General features: G+C 65.6%; 16 protein-coding genes. 7 read left to right on the top strand and 9 right to left on the bottom strand.

What is annotated here, in order from left to right; all coding sequences use genetic code 11:
* Window positions 1-12: 12 nt before the first annotated feature.
* The 5 genes from B5X78_RS09395 to B5X78_RS09415 form a co-directional block, all read right to left on the bottom strand.
* Window positions 13-2,391 carry an arylsulfatase gene (locus B5X78_RS09395; RefSeq protein WP_079724137.1) on the bottom strand — a complete coding sequence of 793 codons (2,379 nt, stop codon included), beginning with the start codon at window positions 2,389-2,391 and terminating at the stop codon, window positions 13-15.
* The gene (locus B5X78_RS09400) at window positions 2,388-4,712 is read right to left on the bottom strand and encodes an arylsulfatase (protein WP_079724138.1); all 2,325 of its coding nucleotides are present in this window, start codon (window positions 4,710-4,712) and stop codon (window positions 2,388-2,390) included. Before B5X78_RS09400 ends, B5X78_RS09395 begins: the two co-directional genes overlap by 4 nt.
* Window positions 4,713-4,863: 151 nt before the next feature.
* Entirely contained in the window at window positions 4,864-5,742 is an 879-nt protein-coding gene (locus tag B5X78_RS09405) for a hypothetical protein (protein ID WP_079724139.1), read from the bottom strand.
* A gap of 141 nt (window positions 5,743-5,883) precedes the next feature.
* A complete protein-coding gene (locus tag B5X78_RS09410; RefSeq protein ID WP_079724140.1) occupies window positions 5,884-6,828 on the bottom strand; it encodes an alpha/beta fold hydrolase in 945 nt (314 codons plus the stop codon).
* 31 nt (window positions 6,829-6,859) lie between these two features.
* A complete protein-coding gene (locus B5X78_RS09415; RefSeq protein ID WP_079724141.1) occupies window positions 6,860-7,288 on the bottom strand; it encodes an organic hydroperoxide resistance protein in 429 nt (142 codons plus the stop codon).
* Window positions 7,289-7,407: 119 nt separating this feature from the next.
* Between B5X78_RS09415 and B5X78_RS09420 the strand changes: the two genes are divergently transcribed.
* Window positions 7,408-8,232 carry an AraC family transcriptional regulator gene (locus B5X78_RS09420; RefSeq protein ID WP_079724142.1) on the top strand — a complete coding sequence of 275 codons (825 nt, stop codon included), beginning with the start codon at window positions 7,408-7,410 and terminating at the stop codon, window positions 8,230-8,232.
* Here B5X78_RS09420 and B5X78_RS09425 read toward each other — a convergent pair.
* The 3 genes from B5X78_RS09425 to B5X78_RS09435 are packed head-to-tail and all read right to left on the bottom strand — an operon-like array spanning window position 8,177 to window position 10,518.
* Window positions 8,177-8,767, bottom strand: a complete 591-nt coding sequence (locus B5X78_RS09425) for a thioredoxin family protein (protein WP_079724143.1) — start codon at window positions 8,765-8,767, stop codon at window positions 8,177-8,179. The genes B5X78_RS09420 and B5X78_RS09425 overlap by 56 nt on opposite strands.
* Before the next feature lie 2 nt (window positions 8,768-8,769).
* Entirely contained in the window at window positions 8,770-9,474 is a 705-nt protein-coding gene (locus B5X78_RS09430) for a cytochrome c biogenesis CcdA family protein (RefSeq protein WP_079724144.1), read from the bottom strand.
* Window positions 9,475-9,483: 9 nt separating this feature from the next.
* Window positions 9,484-10,518 (bottom strand): alpha/beta fold hydrolase, encoded by a 1,035-nt coding sequence (locus B5X78_RS09435; protein ID WP_229730892.1) that lies wholly within the window; start codon window positions 10,516-10,518, stop codon window positions 9,484-9,486.
* Window positions 10,519-10,791: 273 nt separating this feature from the next.
* On the opposite strand from B5X78_RS09435, the gene B5X78_RS09440 reads away from it, so the two are divergent.
* Window positions 10,792-11,532, top strand: coding sequence for a response regulator (locus tag B5X78_RS09440; RefSeq protein WP_079724146.1), 741 nt, complete (start codon window positions 10,792-10,794; stop codon window positions 11,530-11,532).
* Window positions 11,529-12,863, top strand: coding sequence for a HAMP domain-containing sensor histidine kinase (locus B5X78_RS09445; protein ID WP_079724147.1), 1,335 nt, complete (start codon window positions 11,529-11,531; stop codon window positions 12,861-12,863). Before B5X78_RS09440 ends, B5X78_RS09445 begins: the two co-directional genes overlap by 4 nt.
* A 1-nt stretch (window position 12,864) precedes the next feature.
* Here the strand turns inward: B5X78_RS09445 and B5X78_RS09450 are convergent, their stop codons facing one another.
* A complete protein-coding gene (locus B5X78_RS09450; RefSeq protein WP_079724148.1) occupies window positions 12,865-14,067 on the bottom strand; it encodes a glycosyltransferase in 1,203 nt (400 codons plus the stop codon).
* Window positions 14,068-14,155: 88 nt separating this feature from the next.
* Between B5X78_RS09450 and folE the strand changes: the two genes are divergently transcribed.
* From folE to B5X78_RS09470, 4 genes are all read left to right on the top strand, one after another.
* Window positions 14,156-14,755, top strand: a complete 600-nt coding sequence (gene folE, locus B5X78_RS09455) for a GTP cyclohydrolase I FolE (RefSeq protein ID WP_079724149.1) — start codon at window positions 14,156-14,158, stop codon at window positions 14,753-14,755.
* 76 nt (window positions 14,756-14,831) lie between these two features.
* Window positions 14,832-15,227, top strand: a complete 396-nt coding sequence (locus tag B5X78_RS09460) for a YchJ family protein (protein ID WP_079724150.1) — start codon at window positions 14,832-14,834, stop codon at window positions 15,225-15,227.
* Window positions 15,228-15,325: 98 nt separating this feature from the next.
* Window positions 15,326-16,627, top strand: coding sequence for a lytic murein transglycosylase (locus B5X78_RS09465; RefSeq protein WP_079724151.1), 1,302 nt, complete (start codon window positions 15,326-15,328; stop codon window positions 16,625-16,627).
* On the top strand, window positions 16,624-17,499 hold the full coding sequence (locus B5X78_RS09470) for a D-hexose-6-phosphate mutarotase (RefSeq protein WP_079724152.1): 876 nt from the start codon (window positions 16,624-16,626) through the stop codon (window positions 17,497-17,499). The genes B5X78_RS09465 and B5X78_RS09470 overlap by 4 nt, the downstream gene beginning before the upstream one ends.
* Window positions 17,500-17,508: the final 9 nt, after the last annotated feature.

Raw genomic sequence — 17,508 nt, forward strand, 5'->3', positions numbered from 1 at the left:
CGCCCATCGAGTTCATTGCCGCGCCATCGCCAGCCGCAACCGGTCCTCTGGCTTGATCAGGTGATCATGGTTGTCCTCGCCGACATCCAGCTGCACCCAGTCAATCGTGCCGGTGAAACTGTTGCCGGAGTTGCCGTACTCCGGTGACGCCGGCGAGCCGGTATCGCCGCCGACATCGCAGGCTTCGTCCGCGGAATAGCCCATCGGCTGGGTCTTCTCCACCCGGCCCTTGCCGATGGCTTTGCCGTCGCAGTACAGCGACACGTCACCGCCCTTGGCCAGGCCACCGCCGTCGTACTTGAACTCCATGCGCAGCTGATGCGCGCCACTGGGCAGCTTGTCGTCCGAACTGATGATGTAGTGCTCGATGCCGAAGAAGCAGTAGCAGTACTTCAGCTTGCCGTCCTTGCAGTAGAAGGTCCAGCCACCGTACTCGCCGCCCTGCGTGATCAGCACGCCTTCGGCGCCCTTGTCGGGAATCTGCACCTGCGCCGTCACCGTATGCGAGGTGTTCTTGACGTTGAGCACGCAGGCCTCGCTGACCCGCATGCCCTGGAACAGCAACTGGCTCTTGCCCACGATCAGCTGCGGCCTCCCGGCAATATCCGGATTGACCCGTTCAAAGCCGCGGTCATCCAGCGGCACCACGTTGTATTTGGTCGCCTCGATCAGCCACAGCCGCTGCAGGTAGGCTAACTGCTTGGGATCCTTGGCGGCGATGTCGTTGGACTGGGTCCAGTCATCGGGCGAATAGAGTTCCCAGACATCCTCATCGAACGGCGGCGGTACGTCGGCCTTCCACGGCGTGCGATGTCGCGTGCACGCGGTCCAGCCTTTCAGGTACAGGCCGCGATTACCCATCATCTCGAAGTACTGCACCACATGGTTTTCTTCGGCCTTGGCATCGCTGAAGGTCGGCAACATGGTCACGCCTTCCAGCGGCGCCTGGGCGATGCTGTTGACGATGGTCGGCTCGGGCAGGTCGCAGATTTCCAGGACGGTCTTGGCCACGTCGATCACGTGATGGAACTGGTGGCGCAGCTCGCCCTTGGCCTGGATGCCGTTGGGCCAGTGCACGATCAGCCCATTACGGGTGCCGCCCCAGTGCGAGGCAATCTGCTTGGTCCACTGATACGGCGTGCACAGTGCATGTGCCCAGCCCACGGCGTAATGGTTGTAGGCCTTGGGCGTGCCGAAATCGTCGACGCGGCTGCGCAGGAACTCCACCGTTTCGATATCGGGCATGCCGTTGAGCGTGGGCAGCTCATTGAAGCAGCCATTGATGGTGCCTTCGGCGGAGGCGCCGTTGTCCCCGATGATCAGATAGATCAGGGTGTCGTCCATGAGCTCCAGATCGCGCACCGCATCCAGCACGCGACCAATCTCATGATCGGTCTGCTCCATGAAGCCGGCATACACCTCCATCTGCCGCGTCAGCACCGGCTGCAGCTGCGGATCCATGTCGTCCCAGGCCGGGATTTCCGCATGCCGTTCGGTCAGCGTGGCATCGGCGGGGATCACGCCGAGCTTCTTCTGTCGCGCAAAGGTCTCCTCGCGCAGCTTGTCCCAGCCGGCGTCGAACTTGCCTTTGTACTTGTCCGACCATTCCCTTGGCACGTGATGCGGCGCGTGGGTGGCGCCCGGCGCGTAATAGACGAAGAACGGCTTGTCCGGCATCAACGCCTTCTGCTGGCGAATCCAGGTGATCGCGCGGTTGGCCAGATCATTGTTGAGCGTATAGCCCTCTTCCGGCGTCTTGTCCGGTTCGATCGCCTTGGTGCCTTCATACAGGCCCGGGTAGTACTGGTTGGCCTCGCCGCCGACAAAGCCGTAGAAGTGCTCGAAGCCCGAGCCGGTTGGCCATTGGTTGAACGGCCCGACCGGGGTGACTTCCCACAGCGCCACCTCATGGCATTTGCCGAACTGTGCGGTGGAGAAGCCGTTGAGCTTCAGGATCTCCGCCAGCGGCGCCTTGTTCTTTGGCCGCACGCCGCTGTTGCCCGGCGCCGAGGTGCCCATCTCGGTGATCGCGCCCATGCCCACGGAGTGATGGTTGCGTCCGGTCAACAACGCCTGTCGCGTCGGCGAGCACAAGGCGGTGGTGTGGAAGCGCGTGTACTTGAGCCCACCGGCGGCCAGCTTCTCGAAATTGGGCGTGTGGCAGGGGCCACCGAATGCCGACGACGAGCCAAAGCCTGCGTCATCCACCAGGATCACCAGCACGTTGGGCGCCTTGCTCGGAGGCCTCAATGCCTTGATCGGCGGATAGGCGGTGTTGGGATCCTTGGCGTCGTAGGTGGTCAGCCCGACAAAGGCGCGATCCGGAATGGGCAGGATGGAGCGGCCGAGGGTGTCGAACTCCGAGGGTGCGGCGGCGGTCTTGTTGCTCATGTCGTGGCTTCCTTCTTGGCTTCCGGATGGATTTCCACCGTCACCTGATCAATCTTGCCGGTGAACTTGAACGGCATCTGGTACGTCCAGTCCACCGCCGAGCCGTTGTCCATGCCCACGTCCAGGCCTTCGCCGATCGAGAACTGGATGGGCACCGTGCGCTCCAGCCGCCCCTGTGCGGACTGCTTTCCGTTGACGCTCAGCGTGATCGTGCCGCCCTTGCCCATGCCGCCGCCGTCGTACTTGAACGCAGCCACGATGGTGGCCTTGCCGGCGGGCAGGGCGGCATCCGCCGCGAAGGTGGGCCGCTCCACGCCGAGGAAGTTGTACACAAAGGTGGGCTTGCCATCGCGCAGGTACAGGCCGTAGCCGCCTTCGGATCCGCCTTGGGTGATGATCATTCCCTGCGCCTTGTCGGGGACGTCCACCTCGGCGGTGATCGTCCAGGACTTGTTGAGCATCGGCAGGCAGGCGGCATCCACCAGCCCGACCATGCCTTCGTAGTAGGTGGCCGAGGTGCGCTTGCCGACCAGACTGGGCCGGCCCATCGCCTCGGCATTCATACGGATGGTGCCGCGCCAGTCCAGCGGCAACACGCTGTACTTGGACGCTTCCACCCACCACAGATCCTGCAACTCGCGCAGTTTGTCCGGGTACTTCGCCGCCAGATCGTTGGCTTGCGAGAAGTCCTCGTCCAGTTTGTAGAGTTCCCAGATCTGCTTGTCGGGATTCCAGTCTTCAGGGCGCGTGGCTTGCCAAGGCGCGAACGAAGGCGCCGACGCCATCCAGCCGTCGTGGTACAGGCCGCGATTGCAGGCCAGTTCGAAGTACTGGGTGCGCCGTTTGCTTGCGGCCTTACCATCAGTAAACGTGAAGGCGAAGCTGATGCCTTCGATGTCCTTCTGCGGAATGCCGTTGAGCTGGCGCGGCGCGGTAATGCCGCAGACTTCGTACAGCGTCGGCACGATGTCGATGGTGTGCAGGAACTGCTGGCGCAGGCCGCCCTTGTCGGTGATGCCTTTGGGCCAACTGATGATCATCGGATTGCGGGTGCCGCCGAAATGGCTGGCGACCTGCTTGGTCCACTGGAAGGGCGTGTTCATCGCATGCGCCCAGGACGACGGGAAGTGGTTGAAGTGCTTGGGGCCGCCGAGTTCGTCGATGGCTTTCAGGTTGTCCTGCCACTTCTCGACGAAGCCGTTGAAGAACAGGTTCTCGTTGAGCGAGCCTTCCAGGCCGCCTTCGGCGCTGGAGCCGTTGTCGCCGGCGATGTAGATGATGATCGTGTTGTCGGCGTCGGGCAGCGCCTTGACCGCGTCGATGACCCGGCCCATCGCCGCATCCACCTGCGCACCGTAGCCGGCAAAGACTTCCATCATCCGCGCGTACAAGCGCTTCTGATCGTCGTTCAATCCGTCCCAGGCCGGCAGACCGGCCGAGCGCACGGTCAGCTGCGTGTCCTTGGGCACCACGCCCAGCTTCTTCTGCCGTTCCAGGGTCTGTTCGCGGTACGCGTCCCAGCCCATGTCGAACTGCCCCTTGAACTTGTCGATCCATTCTTTCGGCGCCTGGTGCGGCGCGTGCGTGGCGCCGGGCGCGACATACAGGAAGTACGGCTTGTCCGGCGCGATGCTCTTGACCTTGCGCACCCAGTTGATTGCCTTGTCGGCCAGATCTTCAGTCAGGTGGTACTCCGGGTCGGTCGGCGCCGGCACCAAGTCGCGGTTTTCGAACAGCAGCGGGTTCCAGTGGTTCATGTCGCCGGCATTGAAGCCGTAGAAATAGTCGAAGCCCAGCCCGTTGGCCCAGCGATCAAAGGGTCCGGCCGCGCTGGTTTCCCAGGTGGGCGTGTTGTGGTTCTTTCCGATCCACGCCGTGGCGTAGCCGTTCTGTCGCAACACCTCGCCGACCGTGCCGCAGTTTCGCGGCAGCACGCAGCAGTAACCGTCGAAGCCGGTGGCGCATTCGGTGATCCCGGCAAACGAAGCCGAATGATGGTTGCGGCCGGTGATCAGCGCCGCGCGGGTCGGGCTGCACAGCGCGGTGGTATGAAAGTAGTTGTAGCGCAGGCCTTCAGCGGCCAAGCGATCCATGGTGGGCGAGCTGACGCCGCCACCAAAGGTGCTGAACTGGCCGAAGCCGACATCGTCCAGCAGAATCAGCACGATGTTGGGTGCGCCGGGCGGCGGCTGCACGGGTTGCGGGAACTGCGCCGGATCCGAATCAAGATAGGTGCGGCCGGTTTCACCGGTGAAGTGGAAGTCGGGCCGCGGCAGGATGTCGGGCGTTCCGGTGGGGGAAGTGTCTTTCTTGCTGGCCATCGTCGGCGCCTTCTGCGTCAGTGCGCGCCGCGGGGGCGGCGCGAACGCAGAACGTAGGCGCGCAGGGCATGGGCCAGCCAGCGTAAAACCACCCAGCCGGCGCTGGGTATTTCTACTGAGCCACGAAACTGACTAGCGAGGCGCCCGCGAACTAGCCGACCGCAGCACGCTTGGTCGCAGGCAGCGCCTCGCGGATGGCAGCGTTGTATGGATTGGCCAGAACCGCAAATCCCGCCTCGGTCGGATGGATCTCGTCATACCAAAAGCTCTCTTCCTGTGCCTCCGGCACCCGGTTGAAGTCGACGAAGGAAAACAGCGGACGGAACTTTTTGGCCGTTGGTGCCAGCACGCGATCCCGGAAGCCATCGGTCAGCAATGAATGGGCGAAGGTCCGCGCTTCCGCCGGAGAGGCGAGCACGCGCTGCATCGTCGGCCACAACCACGGGCCGACATTGCCGATCAAGGGCGCGGCCAGGCCCAGATTCTTGATGTCGGTCTTGCCCCGCTCGCCGATGCGCTGGATCGGCGCATAACCATGGCCCACCACCTTGAAGTTGCCGCCGACGGCGCTGAGCTCGGTCATCGCAGTGAAATAAATCTCGCGCAAGCGTTCAAAGGTGCCCAGATTTACCACGTGTTCAAACGCTTCCTGCGGCGACATGCGCTGACTCTTGCGGAACATCTTTTCCAAGCGTGCATCCAGGAAGTCGTTGCCGCCGATGCTCAGGCAGACCAGATCGAACTCGCGCGACAGGAAGCGCTCGGCATAGTCGCGGCACTCGGCCTCGGTGATCATTTTGGCTGCGGTCCTACCGGGTCCGCCCAGGCGCAGCGAGATGCCGTCGATGCGGCTGAAGCTGTGCCAGTAGAGGTTCTTGTAGAGCGGCGTGCTGAACCACGAGTCGCCCCAGTAGGCGATGGCCGGCCGCCTGGCCAATACCTCACGCCACACCTTGCGCTTGCGGCTGGACGGCGTGCCGGTGGCTTCCTTGACCGCTTCCCAGCTCGAATAGATCCGTTGCAGTTGCATGGGCCATCCTCCGTTCGGGTGTACCTACAACGGTGATCGCGGTGCGGGAGCGGCCAGGGATCATGGGCTCATGCTACGCGCGAGAAACGGCAAAACAGGGGTCAGAGACTACTCCGACCCCTGTTTCGGATGGTTGACGGCTTACTCGCGCAGGAACGCCAGCAGATCCTGGTTCACCCGATCCTTGTGCGTATCGGTCAATCCATGCGGCGCGCCCGGATAGACCAGCAACTTGGCGCCTGTGATCAACGCGGCCGAGGCCTTGCCGGAGATGTCGATCGGCACCACCTGGTCGTCGCTGCCGTGGATCACCAGGGTCGGGATGTCGAACTTCTTCAGGTCGCCGCGGAAGTCGGTGGCCGAGAACGCCGCGATTGAGTCGTAGGTGTTCTTGTGACCGCCCTGCATGCCCTGCGCCCACCAGCTGTCGATCAGCGCTTGCGAGGGCTTGGCGCCGGGACGGTTGTAGCCGTAGAAGATGGTCGACGGGATGTCGCGATACAGCTGCGAGCGATTGGCCAGCTGGCCGGCGCGGATGCCGTCGAACACTTCAATCGGCAGGCCGTTGGGATTGTCGGCGGTCTTGAGCATCAGCGGCGGCACGGCGCTGATCAACACGGCCTTCTTGACCCGGGTGGTGCCATGGCGGCCGATGTAGCGCGCCACCTCACCGCCGCCGGTGGAGAAGCCGACCAGGGTGACGTCTTTCAGATCCAGGGTGTTGATCACCGTGGCCAAGTCATCGGCGTAGTGATCCATGTCGTTGCCATCCCAAGGCTGGCTGGAGCGGCCATGGCCACGGCGATCGTGCGCGATTACCCGATAGCCCTGCGAGGCCAGGAAGATCATCTGCGATTCCCAGCTGTCCGAGGACAGCGGCCAGCCGTGGCTGAAGGTGACGACCGGACCGTTCTTCGGGCCCCAATCCTTGTAGTACAGCTGCACGCCGTCGGCAGTGGTGATGTACGAGGCGGTGCGTTCAACGGCGACCGGCTCGGGTACCGAGCTGGGTACGTTGCCGGCAAAGGCGGCCTGGGTGGCGACGGCCAGCAGGCTGGCGGCGATAGCGCGGGTGATCAGGTTCATGGCGAAGGTTCCTGTGGGGTGGCCAGGGGGCTTATTCGGCGATGACCAGCGACACGTCGATGTTGCCGCGCGTGGCGTTGGAGTAAGGGCAGACGATATGGGCGGCGTCGACCAGCGCTTGCAGCTGCGTGCGGTCCACGCCCGGCGCGCTGATGGTCAGTTCGGCCTGGATGCCGAAGCCGGTGGGAATCTGGCCGATGCCGACTTTGCCGGTGACCGTCGTCTCGGCGGGCAGGGCGACCTTCTGCTTGCCTGCGACAAACTTCAGCGCGCCGAGGAAGCAGGCCGAGTAGCCGGCCGCGAACAGTTGCTCGGGGTTGGTGCCGTCGCCGCCGGCTCCGCCCAGCTCGCGCGGGGTGGACAGCTTGACGGCCAGCACGCCGTCGGACGAAGTGGCTTGGCCTTCACGGCCGCCGGTGGCGGTGGCAGTGGCGGTGTAGAGGACTTTCTCGATGGACATGGCGGGTTCCTTTCTGGGAGGGCGGGGCGGCGGGGTGCCGTCCGGTGAGGTGTACTTTGCGCGCCCAACCCGTACGCAAGATGATGTAGAGTCCAGAAAACTTGATTTGGAGTACGAAGATGGTCGACCGCCTCGCCGTCCTGCTCGAGCGCTTTTCGGTCACTGCCCAGGTCTTCCACGCCGGCGCGCTGTGCGGCATCAACACCCTGGAGGCTGAGGAAGGCCTGGGTCAGCTGCATCTGATCCAGCGCGGCCCGCTCGAGGTCTTCCATGGCAACACCTCGCTGCAGATCGCTGAGCCCAGCCTGTTGCTGTATCCGCGCGCCACCACCCATCGCTTTGTCAGTGATGCCGACAGCGGTGCCGACATGGCCTGCGCCAACGTGCGTTTCGAAGGCGGCGCGCAGAACCCGATCTGCGCGGCCTTGCCCGAGGTCATCTGCCTGCCGCTGGATGAGATCCACGGCGCCAGCGAAGTACTGGCGCTGCTGTTCGAAGAAGCCTTCACCCAACGCTGCGGGCGCAGCGCGCTGGTCAACCGCTTGTTCGAAGTGGTGATGATCCAGGTGCTGCGCCAGTTGATGGAAACCGGCGACGTCAAGGGCGGCATGCTCGCCGGCCTGTCGCACCCACGTCTGCGCAATGCCATCGTGGCGATGCATGAGTCACCCGCGAAGGACTGGACGCTGGATGCGCTGGCCACTGCGGCCGGCATGTCGCGCACCGTGTTCGCCAACAGCTTCCGCGACGCGTTGGGCATGACGCCGGGGCAATACCTGCAGGGTTGGCGTGTCGGCTTGGCCCAGCAGGCATTGCGCAACGGCAAGCCGCTCAAGGTCGTTGCGTCGGACGTGGGCTACGGCAGTGAAGCCGCGCTGTCGCGCGCGTTCAAGGCGCAGCTGGGCGCTTCGCCGCGGGAGTGGAAGAAGGCGCAGGCCGCTTAGCCAGCAGCTGCTTGATCTTCGCCTCCGTCGCTTCGTACTCGCCTTCGCCAAAGTGCTGGTAGACGATGCGGCCGTCCTGATCGATCAAGTACAGCGCCGGCCAGTAGCGGTTGTTGTAGGCATTCCAGGTGCGGTAGTCGTTGTCCTGCGCCACCGGATAGCTGATGCCGAAGCGTTTCACCGCCGCCTGCAGGTTGGGCAACGATTTCTCGTAGCCGTACTCGGGCGTGTGCACGCCGATCACCACCAGGCCATCGTCGGCGTACTGCTGGTGCCAGGCCTTGGTATGCGGCAGCACTTGGATGCAGTTGATGCAGGAGTAGGTCCAGAACTCCACCAGCACCACCTTGCCGCGCAGCTGCTGCAGGGTCTGCGGCGTGCTGTTGATCCATTGGCCGATGCCGGTGAACTCCGGCGCCATCGGCGCGGGTGAGGTGTGGTTGGGTTCTACCGGATCGGCCGCCACGTTGGGCGAGCACGCCGAAGCAAACAGACAGGCCGCGAGCAGGGTCACGGTGGGTTTGAAGAACTTCATGATCACAATCCTTGGGAAACGGAGGGAAGCCATTGCGTGGCCCAGGCAGACACCAGCACGTCGTACTGGAACAACTGCAGCAGCGCGACAGCCACGGCGAGAGCGCCAAACAGCTGTCGGATCAGCACGGCACGGCGTTGCAGGAATGACAGGCGGGCGGTGACCCAGTGGCCGCCATAGGCGATGGCCAACATCGGCAGGCCCGCGCCGATGGCGTACAGCGCGAGCAGGGCGGTGGCATGTGTCGGTGCCTGCGAGCTGGCTGCCAGCGACAACACCGAAGCCAGCACCGGACCCGCACACGGCGTCCATGCCAGCCCCAGCGATGCGCCTACCAGCAGCAGGCCCCATCCACCGCGCGGTTCCTTCGCCTGCGTGGGAACGTAGGCACGTCCCGCACGCCATTGCTGCACGCGCGCCACCAGCCAGTCGAACGGTGCAGGCCAGAAACACGCCAGGCCGGCGACGAGCAGCACCACGATGGAAGCGGTGCGGATGTGGCCCTGCAGCTCACCGGACGAGGCCGACAACCAACCAATCAACACGCCGCCGGCAGCGAACGTCGCCACAAAGCCGGCGATGATCAGCAGCGGATCGCGCCGGCCACGGCCGGCGCTGGTGGCCAGCACGATCGGCAACACTGGCAGGATGCACGGCGAAAGAATCGTGGCCATGCCGGCGGCGATGGCGAGTGCGTAGTCGAACATGTCGGCTCCCTAGAGACGGGTGGCGTCAATCACGGCCTGCACGAACTCGGCCGGGGTTTCCTGCGGTGGGTTGTGGCCGACACCGCCGGTGAAGGTGCGGTGCTGGTACTTGCCGGTGAACCTGGCGGCGTAGGCCGCAGGCGCCGGATGGGGCGCGCCATTGGCATCGCCTTCGATGCTGATCGTCGGCACGCTGATCGTCGGACCCTGCGCGAGCCGCTTTTCCAGCGCGTCATACTTGGCCTCGCCTTCTGCCAGACCCAAGCGCCAGCGGTAGTTGTGGATGACGATGGCGACGTGATCGGGGTTGTCGAGCGCGGCGGCGCTGCGATCGAACTCCGCATCGCTGAACTTCCACTGCGGCGAGGCCAGCTGCCAGATCTGCTTGGCGAAGTCGTGGGTGTACTGGGCGTAGCCGGCGCGGCCGCGCTCGGTGGTGAAGTAGAACTGGTACCACCACTGCAACTCGGCTTGCGGCGTCAGCGGCTTCTTGCTGGCTTCCTGGCTGCCGATCAGATAGCCACTGACCGACACCAGCGCCTTGACCCGTTCCGGCCATACCGCCGCGACGATGTCGGCCGAGCGCGCGCCCCAATCAAAGCCCGCCAGCGTCGCGCGTTCGATCTTCAGCGCGTCCATCAACGCAATCACGTCCGAGGCCAGCGCCGCCGGCTGCGCGTTGCGCGGCGTCTGCGCCCACAGGAAACGGGTGCTGCCGTAGCCGCGCAGGTGCGGCACGATCACGCGATAGCCCTTTGCCGCCAGTTGCGGGGCGACGGCCGCGTAGCTGTTGATGTCGTAGGGCCAGCCGTGCAGCAGGATGATCACCTCGCCGCCTGCCGGGCCCAGCTCGGCGTAGCCGATGTCGAGATCGCCGGCCTCGACGTGCTTGGTGGCCAGCAACGGTGGCGGCAGGCTTGCCGGGGTTTCCGCGGCAAACGCCTGGCCGGACATGGCGCCGGCCATCGCCAGCAGCATGGGTCCGAAGCGCAGGAGCGAGATCCGGCGCGCCATGGCGGCGCCGATGCCGCGGGAACCACCCAAGACGAGGGCGGTTTTTTGGGGGAGGGAGGACGGAGTCTGCATGGCGCTTCCTTTTTCAGGTTCATGCCAGCGGAAGGGCCCGTTGGCGACGGAGGCCATTTCGCGCCGCCGGTTTATCGGCTGCGTGTCCGGGAAGCGGGGGATTTGTATCGGAATGTATCCACGGCGCCGGCGGACGCTTTGGCATACAAAGCCAGGCTCGCGCGCGCTGGCTGCGCGCTACCATCTCCTCAGCCCCCATTTGCGTGGGCTCGCCCGGAGCCCGAGTACACGATGACCCCCACCGATCACATCCTGGTTGTCGATGACGACCGTGACATCCGCCAGATGGTGGGCGACTACCTGCGCAAGAACGGCCTGCGGGTCACGCTCGCCGCCGATGGTCGCGAAATGCGCGCGGCGCTGGAGGCCAGCGATGTCGATCTGATCGTGCTGGACGTGATGATGCCGGGCGAAGACGGGCTCACCCTGTGCCGCAACCTTCGCGCCGGCAAGCATCGCGCGGTGCCGGTGGTGATGCTGACGGCACGTGATGACGAGACCGATCGCATCATCGGCCTGGAGATGGGCGCGGACGACTACGTCATCAAACCGTTCTCCTCGCGCGAACTGCTGGCCCGCATCAACGCCGTGATCCGGCGCGCACGCATGCTGCCGCCGAATTTGCAGGTCAGCGAGGCGACACGACTGATCGGATTCGGCCAATGGAAGCTGGACACGACCGCGCGGCATCTGCTCGATGAGGGCGGAACGGCCTATCCGCTCAGCGGGGCGGAGTTCCGCCTGCTGCGGGTGTTCATCGATCATCCGCAGCGCGTGCTCAGCCGTGACCAGCTGCTGAGCCTGACCCAGGGCCGCGAGGCGGAACTGTTCGACCGCTCCATCGATCTGCTGGTCAGTCGCCTGCGCCAGCGCCTGGGCGATGGCGCGCGCGAGCAGACCTACATCAAGACCGTGCGCAGCGAAGGCTATGTTTTCAGTCAGGCCGTGACCCTGATCGGCGATGACGCATGAGCATCGCATCTGCCGCGCTCAGTCCTTCCTGGTTGCCACGTACCTTGTCGGCGCGGATCCTGCTGACCCTGGCCGGCGGACTGTTGCTCGCCCATGCCCTGTCGTTCGCCTTGTTGTTCTACGAACGCGCCAGCGCCACGCGCTCGATGATGCTGACCAACCTGGAGCAGGACATCCCGGTCAGCGTGGCCTTGCTGGAACATCTGCCCGCCACCGAGCGAACGCAGTGGCTGCCGCAACTGGAGCGACGTACGTATCGCTACCTGCTGCGGCCCGCCCGGGCAGGCACACCGCTGGCCAGCGATCGCGCGCGCCAGGTGACGGCGCTGATCGATGATGCGCTGATGCATCGCTACGCGTTGCGTCCGCGCGCGGTTGGCGCTTCACCGGAACGCTTCGAAGTGGAACTGAACCTGGCCGATGGTCAGCCATTGACCATCGAGGTCACGCCAGCGCCGCTGCCGATCGCCCGCTGGCTGCCGTGGGTGTTGGCCGCACAGGTTTTGCTGCTGCTGGGCTGCTCATGGTGGGCCGTGCGTCTGGCCACGCGCCCGCTGGCGCGCCTGGCGGATGCTGCAGACCGGCTGGACCCGGCGCAGCCCGGCCAGCCGTTGCTGCAGGAAGGGCCTAGCGAAGTCGCCCGCGCCGCCACCGCGCTCAACGCCCTGCAAGCGCGGGTGAGCGCACATGTGGCAGAGCGCACGCAGATTCTGGCGGCCATCTCGCATGACCTGCAGACGCCGATCACCCGCATGCGCCTGCGCCTGGATGCGATGGAAGAAACGCCGGAGCAGGCGCGTCTGCTGGAAGACGTACAGCAGATCAGCCAGCTGGTACGCGAGGGCGTCAACTACGCACGCGGGGCGCATGCCAGCCTGGGGCCATCAGTGCGCCTGGATCTGCCGTCCTTTCTGGACAGCGTGGTCGCTGACTATCAGGACACCGGCAAACCGGTACAGCGCATCGAAGGCGCCAGCGCGTCAGTGCAGACTCATCCCCAGGTGCTGCGCCGGATCGTGCAGAACCTGATCGACAACGCGCTTGCCTATGGCGGTAGTGCTGAAACGCGGCTACGCCAGCAGGCCGACGGTGGCGTTGCCATCGAAGTACTGGATCGCGGCCCCGGCATTCCCGAGGATCAACTGAAGGCCGTGCTGCAACCGTTCCATCGTCTGGAAAGCTCGCGCAGCCGCAGCACCGGTGGCACCGGCCTGGGGCTGGCGATTGCGCAGCAGTTGAGCCAGGCACTGGGCGGAACACTGAGCTTGAGCAATCGTGATGGCGGCGGATTGCAGGCGAGGGTGACTTTGCCACCAACGACGAACGCCTGAATCAGCTACGCGCGTACCGCTCCACCCACCGCACACCTTCAGCCAGTCCATCCTCCTGTCGCATGCTCTCTCCCAGGCGAGCAGCCGACATGCGTGCCGCATCGGTATCGGCAAATTCAATCGCACGCGACAACTGCGTGGCAGTGATCGATGAACCCTTCAAGGTCTCGCGCATGATCCCGGCGGCACGCAGGCGTCCACCCCAGAAGAACTGGTCGCCGGCAAACGGCACGATGATCGACGGCACGCCCGCGCGGCAGGCCGAATGGGTGGTGCCCGATCCGCCGTGATGGATTGCCATCGCCACGCGCGGCAGCAGCCAGTCATGTGGCACATGGCCGACGGCGTGGAAGTTGGCCGGCAATCGGCCTGCATCGATGCCGCTCCAGCCGGCATTGAACAGCGCGCGCCGTGAGCCTACGGCGCCAACCACCGCCTCCAGCAGGCGCGCATGGTCAAAGCCGGCCATGCTGCCGAAGCCGATATAGATCGGTGGCTCGCCGGCATCCAGATAGGCCACCAGCTCATCCGGCGTTGTCCAGCCTTGCGCTTCCGCCGGCGGAATCCATTGCCCGCAGATCTGCGCGTTGTCCGGCCAGTCCCGAGGTCGCGGCACCAGCGCAGGGGAGATGCCGTACAACACTGGATGCGTTTGCCATAGCGACTTGCGCGGCGGCAAACCGACATCGGCGCGCGCACGGTTGGTCGCCTTGCGGAAGATCGCCCAGGTCAGCTGGTTGAACAGCTGGTGGCTGCCGCGGTTGAACGCTTGCGGCACGGCGAAAGGCAGGAACGGCGTGGCGAACTCGCGGGTCGGCGAAATCGGGATCAGCATGGCGCCAATGACCGGCACATTCAGCGCTTCGCCGGCGGACAGGCCGACGAACGCCGCCAGCCCGGACACGATCAGCGCATCGCAATCGCTTCCATGCTCCAGCGCCTGCCGCATCCACTCGGCGCTGCGTTGCGTGGCCAGCCGGGCCAGGTTGCGGTTGATGTCGCGCATGCCACCTTCGGCTGCCAGCGTCGCGCGGATGTCGCCTGCCAATGCACTGCAAGGCACACCCAGCGATCGCGCGATGCCCAGCGTGGAGGCGTCGCCCAGCAGTTCCACTGTGTGGCCGGCCTGCATCAGGGCATGCCCCAGCGCGGCCAGCGGGCGCGTATCGCCCTCGGTGCCGTAGGTGAGGATCAGCAGCTTCATCGCCACAGGATAGCGTGCGGCCGGTCAGCTTCCGAAACCTGCCGCGCCGCAATGCGTTAACATCGCTGCCCCGCACGGGAGTACCACGATGAGCGAACCCAACGACCCCTCCGGCAAGATCTCGCAGGCGCAGGCTGAAGACGCCATCCGCGTCTTGCTCGAATGGGCGGGTGAGAATCCGCAGCGCGAAGGCCTGCTGGATACGCCCAAGCGCGTGGCCAAGGCCTACCGCGACTGGTTCAGCGGATACCAGATGGACCCGCGTGAATACCTGGCGCGCACCTTCGAGGAAGTGGCCGGCTACGACGAGATGATCGTGCTGCGCGACATCGAGTTCGAAAGCCACTGCGAGCACCACATGGCGCCGATCATTGGCCGCGCCCATGTCGGCTACCTGCCCAGCGGCAAGGTGGTGGGCATCAGCAAGCTGGCGCGCGTGGTGGATGTGTATGCGCGCCGCTTCCAGGTGCAGGAAAAGCTCACCGCGCAGATCGCCCAGGCGATCCAGGATGTGCTGCAGCCGCGCGGCGTGGGCGTGGTAATCGAAGCCACGCATGAGTGCATGACCACCCGCGGCGTGCACAAGCGCGGCGTGAGCATGGTCACTTCGAAGATGCTGGGTGAGTTCCGCGAGGATGCGCGCACGCGTTCGGAGTTCCTGCGCTTTCTTGAGAGCGGCAAGCGCTGAGAGTTTGCCGGGGTCGGGGCTGACCAGACATTCGTCTGTTTAGAGCCAGCCCCGAACCCGGCCATCCATCCGCACCATGAAACCGACCTCCCCGAATCCCTGCCCCTGCGGCACCGGCAAGCCCTACACCGCCTGCTGCGGCCCACTGCACGCAGGCGCACCCGCAGCCGACGCACTCGCCCTGATGCGCTCACGCTACAGCGCCTACGTGCTGCGTGACGAAGCCTACCTGCGCAGCAGCTGGGATCCCGCCACCTGCCCCGACGACCTCGGCTTCGACGGCGAAGGCGCGCAAACCCACTGGCTGGGTCTGGACATCAAGGATCACCGCAGCACGGGCGAGGACACCGCCGAGGTCGAATTCGTCGCCCGCTATCGCATCGGCGGCGGCAGCGCGGTGCGCCTGCACGAACGCAGCCGCTTCGTCCGGCGCGAAGGTCGCTGGTACTACGTCGATGGAACACATCGCTGAACACGTTCGGATGACGCCGCCACAAGGCGGTCGCAAAGCGCTTCAACACGCGGCAAAGTAAGGACTCCCCCAGGCCAGGGAGGCCGTCGATGAAGTCCATGCTCTGGTTTGCATTGCTTGCGGCGCAGGAGGCGCCGGTCTCACCCGCGGTGTCGCCGGCGCTTCCCTCGCCACCCGCTACGTCCTCGACCGTGATCGCGCCGGTGCAGCCAACGCCACCGCCGGTCAACGTGCAGCGCGATCCGATCTTCGATCGCTGCCTGCAATCGCTGCGCAGCAGCGCCACGGCCCAGGGTGTGGGCGCGGCGGACTTCGACCGCTACACCGCCGACCTGGCGCCGGACATGAGCGTGCTGGATCTGCTCGACGCGCAGCCGGAGTTCACCACGCCGCTATGGGATTACCTGTCCGGGCTGGTGGATGAGCAGCGCGTCAGCGACGGTCGCGAGCAGTTGCTGCTGCATCGGGATCTGCTGACCCGGGTATCGGCGCAATCGGGCGTCGATGCTGAAACCATCGTCGCGGTGTGGGGCGTGGAGAGCGACTACGGACGCGTGTTCGGCAAGCGTCCGTTGCGGCAGTCACTGGCGACGTTGTCGTGCTTCGGGCGTCGCCAGGCCTACTTCCGCGGCGAGTTCCTGTCCTTGTTGCAGTTGCTCGGTGCAGGTGACCTGCGCGCCGAAGGCCTGACCGGTTCCTGGGCCGGCGCCTTCGGGCATACCCAGTTCATGCCATCCACCTACGCGCGCGTGGCGGTGGATCAGGATGGCGATGGCCGCCGTGATCTGGTCGCCAGCATTCCCGATGCACTGGCCTCTACCGCGCGTTATCTGCAATTGGCCGGTTGGCGCACCGGTCAGGACTGGGGCCACGAAGTGCGCCTGCCTGCCGGCTTCGATGCCAGCCTGGCCGGTCGCACGAAGCGACGACCCTTGAGCGACTGGCTGGCACGCGGCGTTGTCCGCGCCGACGGCGTGCCGCTGTTGCCCAGTGATGCTGCGGCCTCGGTGCTGCTGCCCACGGGCGTGGAGGGTCCGGCGTTCCTGGTCTACCGCAACTACGACGCCATCTACGCCTATAACGCCGCCGAGAGCTATGCCCTGGCCATCGCCCTGCTGGCGGATCGCCTGCGTGGTGGCGCGGGCCTGATCACCGCCTGGCCTACCGACGATCCCGGTTTGTCGCGCGAGCAGCGCAAACACCTGCAAACCCTGTTGCTGGCACGTGGTCACGCCATCGGCGCGGCCGATGGCATGATCGGCAACCAGACCCGGCGCGCGATCCAGAGCGAACAGATCCAACTTGGCCTGCTGCCAGCCGATGGCCGCGCCGGCCAAAAGATCCTGCTCGCGCTCGAGCGCGCCGGCCCGCCCGTCCTGCCACCGAATGCCTCGCCATGAACGACTCTGCGCCTTCCTTCTCCGTTGAACTGACCGAATGGCAGGGCGTGCCGGCCTGGGTGATCCGCAGTGAGAAGGCGACGGCGGTGATTTCTTCACAAGGCGGCCAGCTGCTTGCCTGGCAGCCGCATGGCCAGGCGGAGGTGTTATGGCTCTCGCCGATCACGCGCAGCGCGCCTTCGGCCATCCGTGGCGGTGTGCCGGTGTGCTGGCCGTACTTCGGCAAGCAGGGCCAGCCTGCCGATGCCGTGCAGCATGGCCACGCGCGCCTGGCGCAGTGGCGCTGGGTCGATGCGGTCGAAACCGACAACGGCGACGTGGTCGTGGATCTCGCCCTGCCCGCCGATCCGCGCACGCCGCTGCGCCTGCGCCAGCGCCTGCACATCGGTGCCGAACTGGGCCAGACGCTGATCACCGATAACCCCGGCGACCAGGCCGTTGAATTCACCCAGGCCCTGCACAGCTATTTCGCGGTGGGCGACGCCATGCAACTGCGCCTGCATGGTGTGGACGGTCTTGCCTACGCCGACAAGCTCGACGGTGGGGCCTACCGGCAGGCCGGCGACTGGCGCCTGGACGAGGCGCGCGACCCGGGTCGCTGCGATCGCCTCTACGCCACCGACGGCGGTGCTTTCGTGTTGCACGATCCGGCGCAGGGTCGTCGCATCGAACTGGACACCGAGGGCAGCCGCACCCTAGTGGTTTGGAATCCGGGCGCCGTCGGTGCGGCGGCGATGGCCGACGTGCCGGACACGGCTTGGCGTGAGTTCGTCTGCATCGAAGTGGCCAATGCCGGTGATGACGTCATCGTGCTGGCCCCCGGCGCCCAGCATCGGCTCGGCCAACGCGTGCGCCTGCTGCCACTGCCGTAATCGCCGCAC

Origin of the sequence: Pseudoxanthomonas indica (assembly GCF_900167565.1) — a bacterium.
Lineage (GTDB): Bacteria > Pseudomonadota > Gammaproteobacteria > Xanthomonadales > Xanthomonadaceae > Pseudoxanthomonas_A > Pseudoxanthomonas_A indica.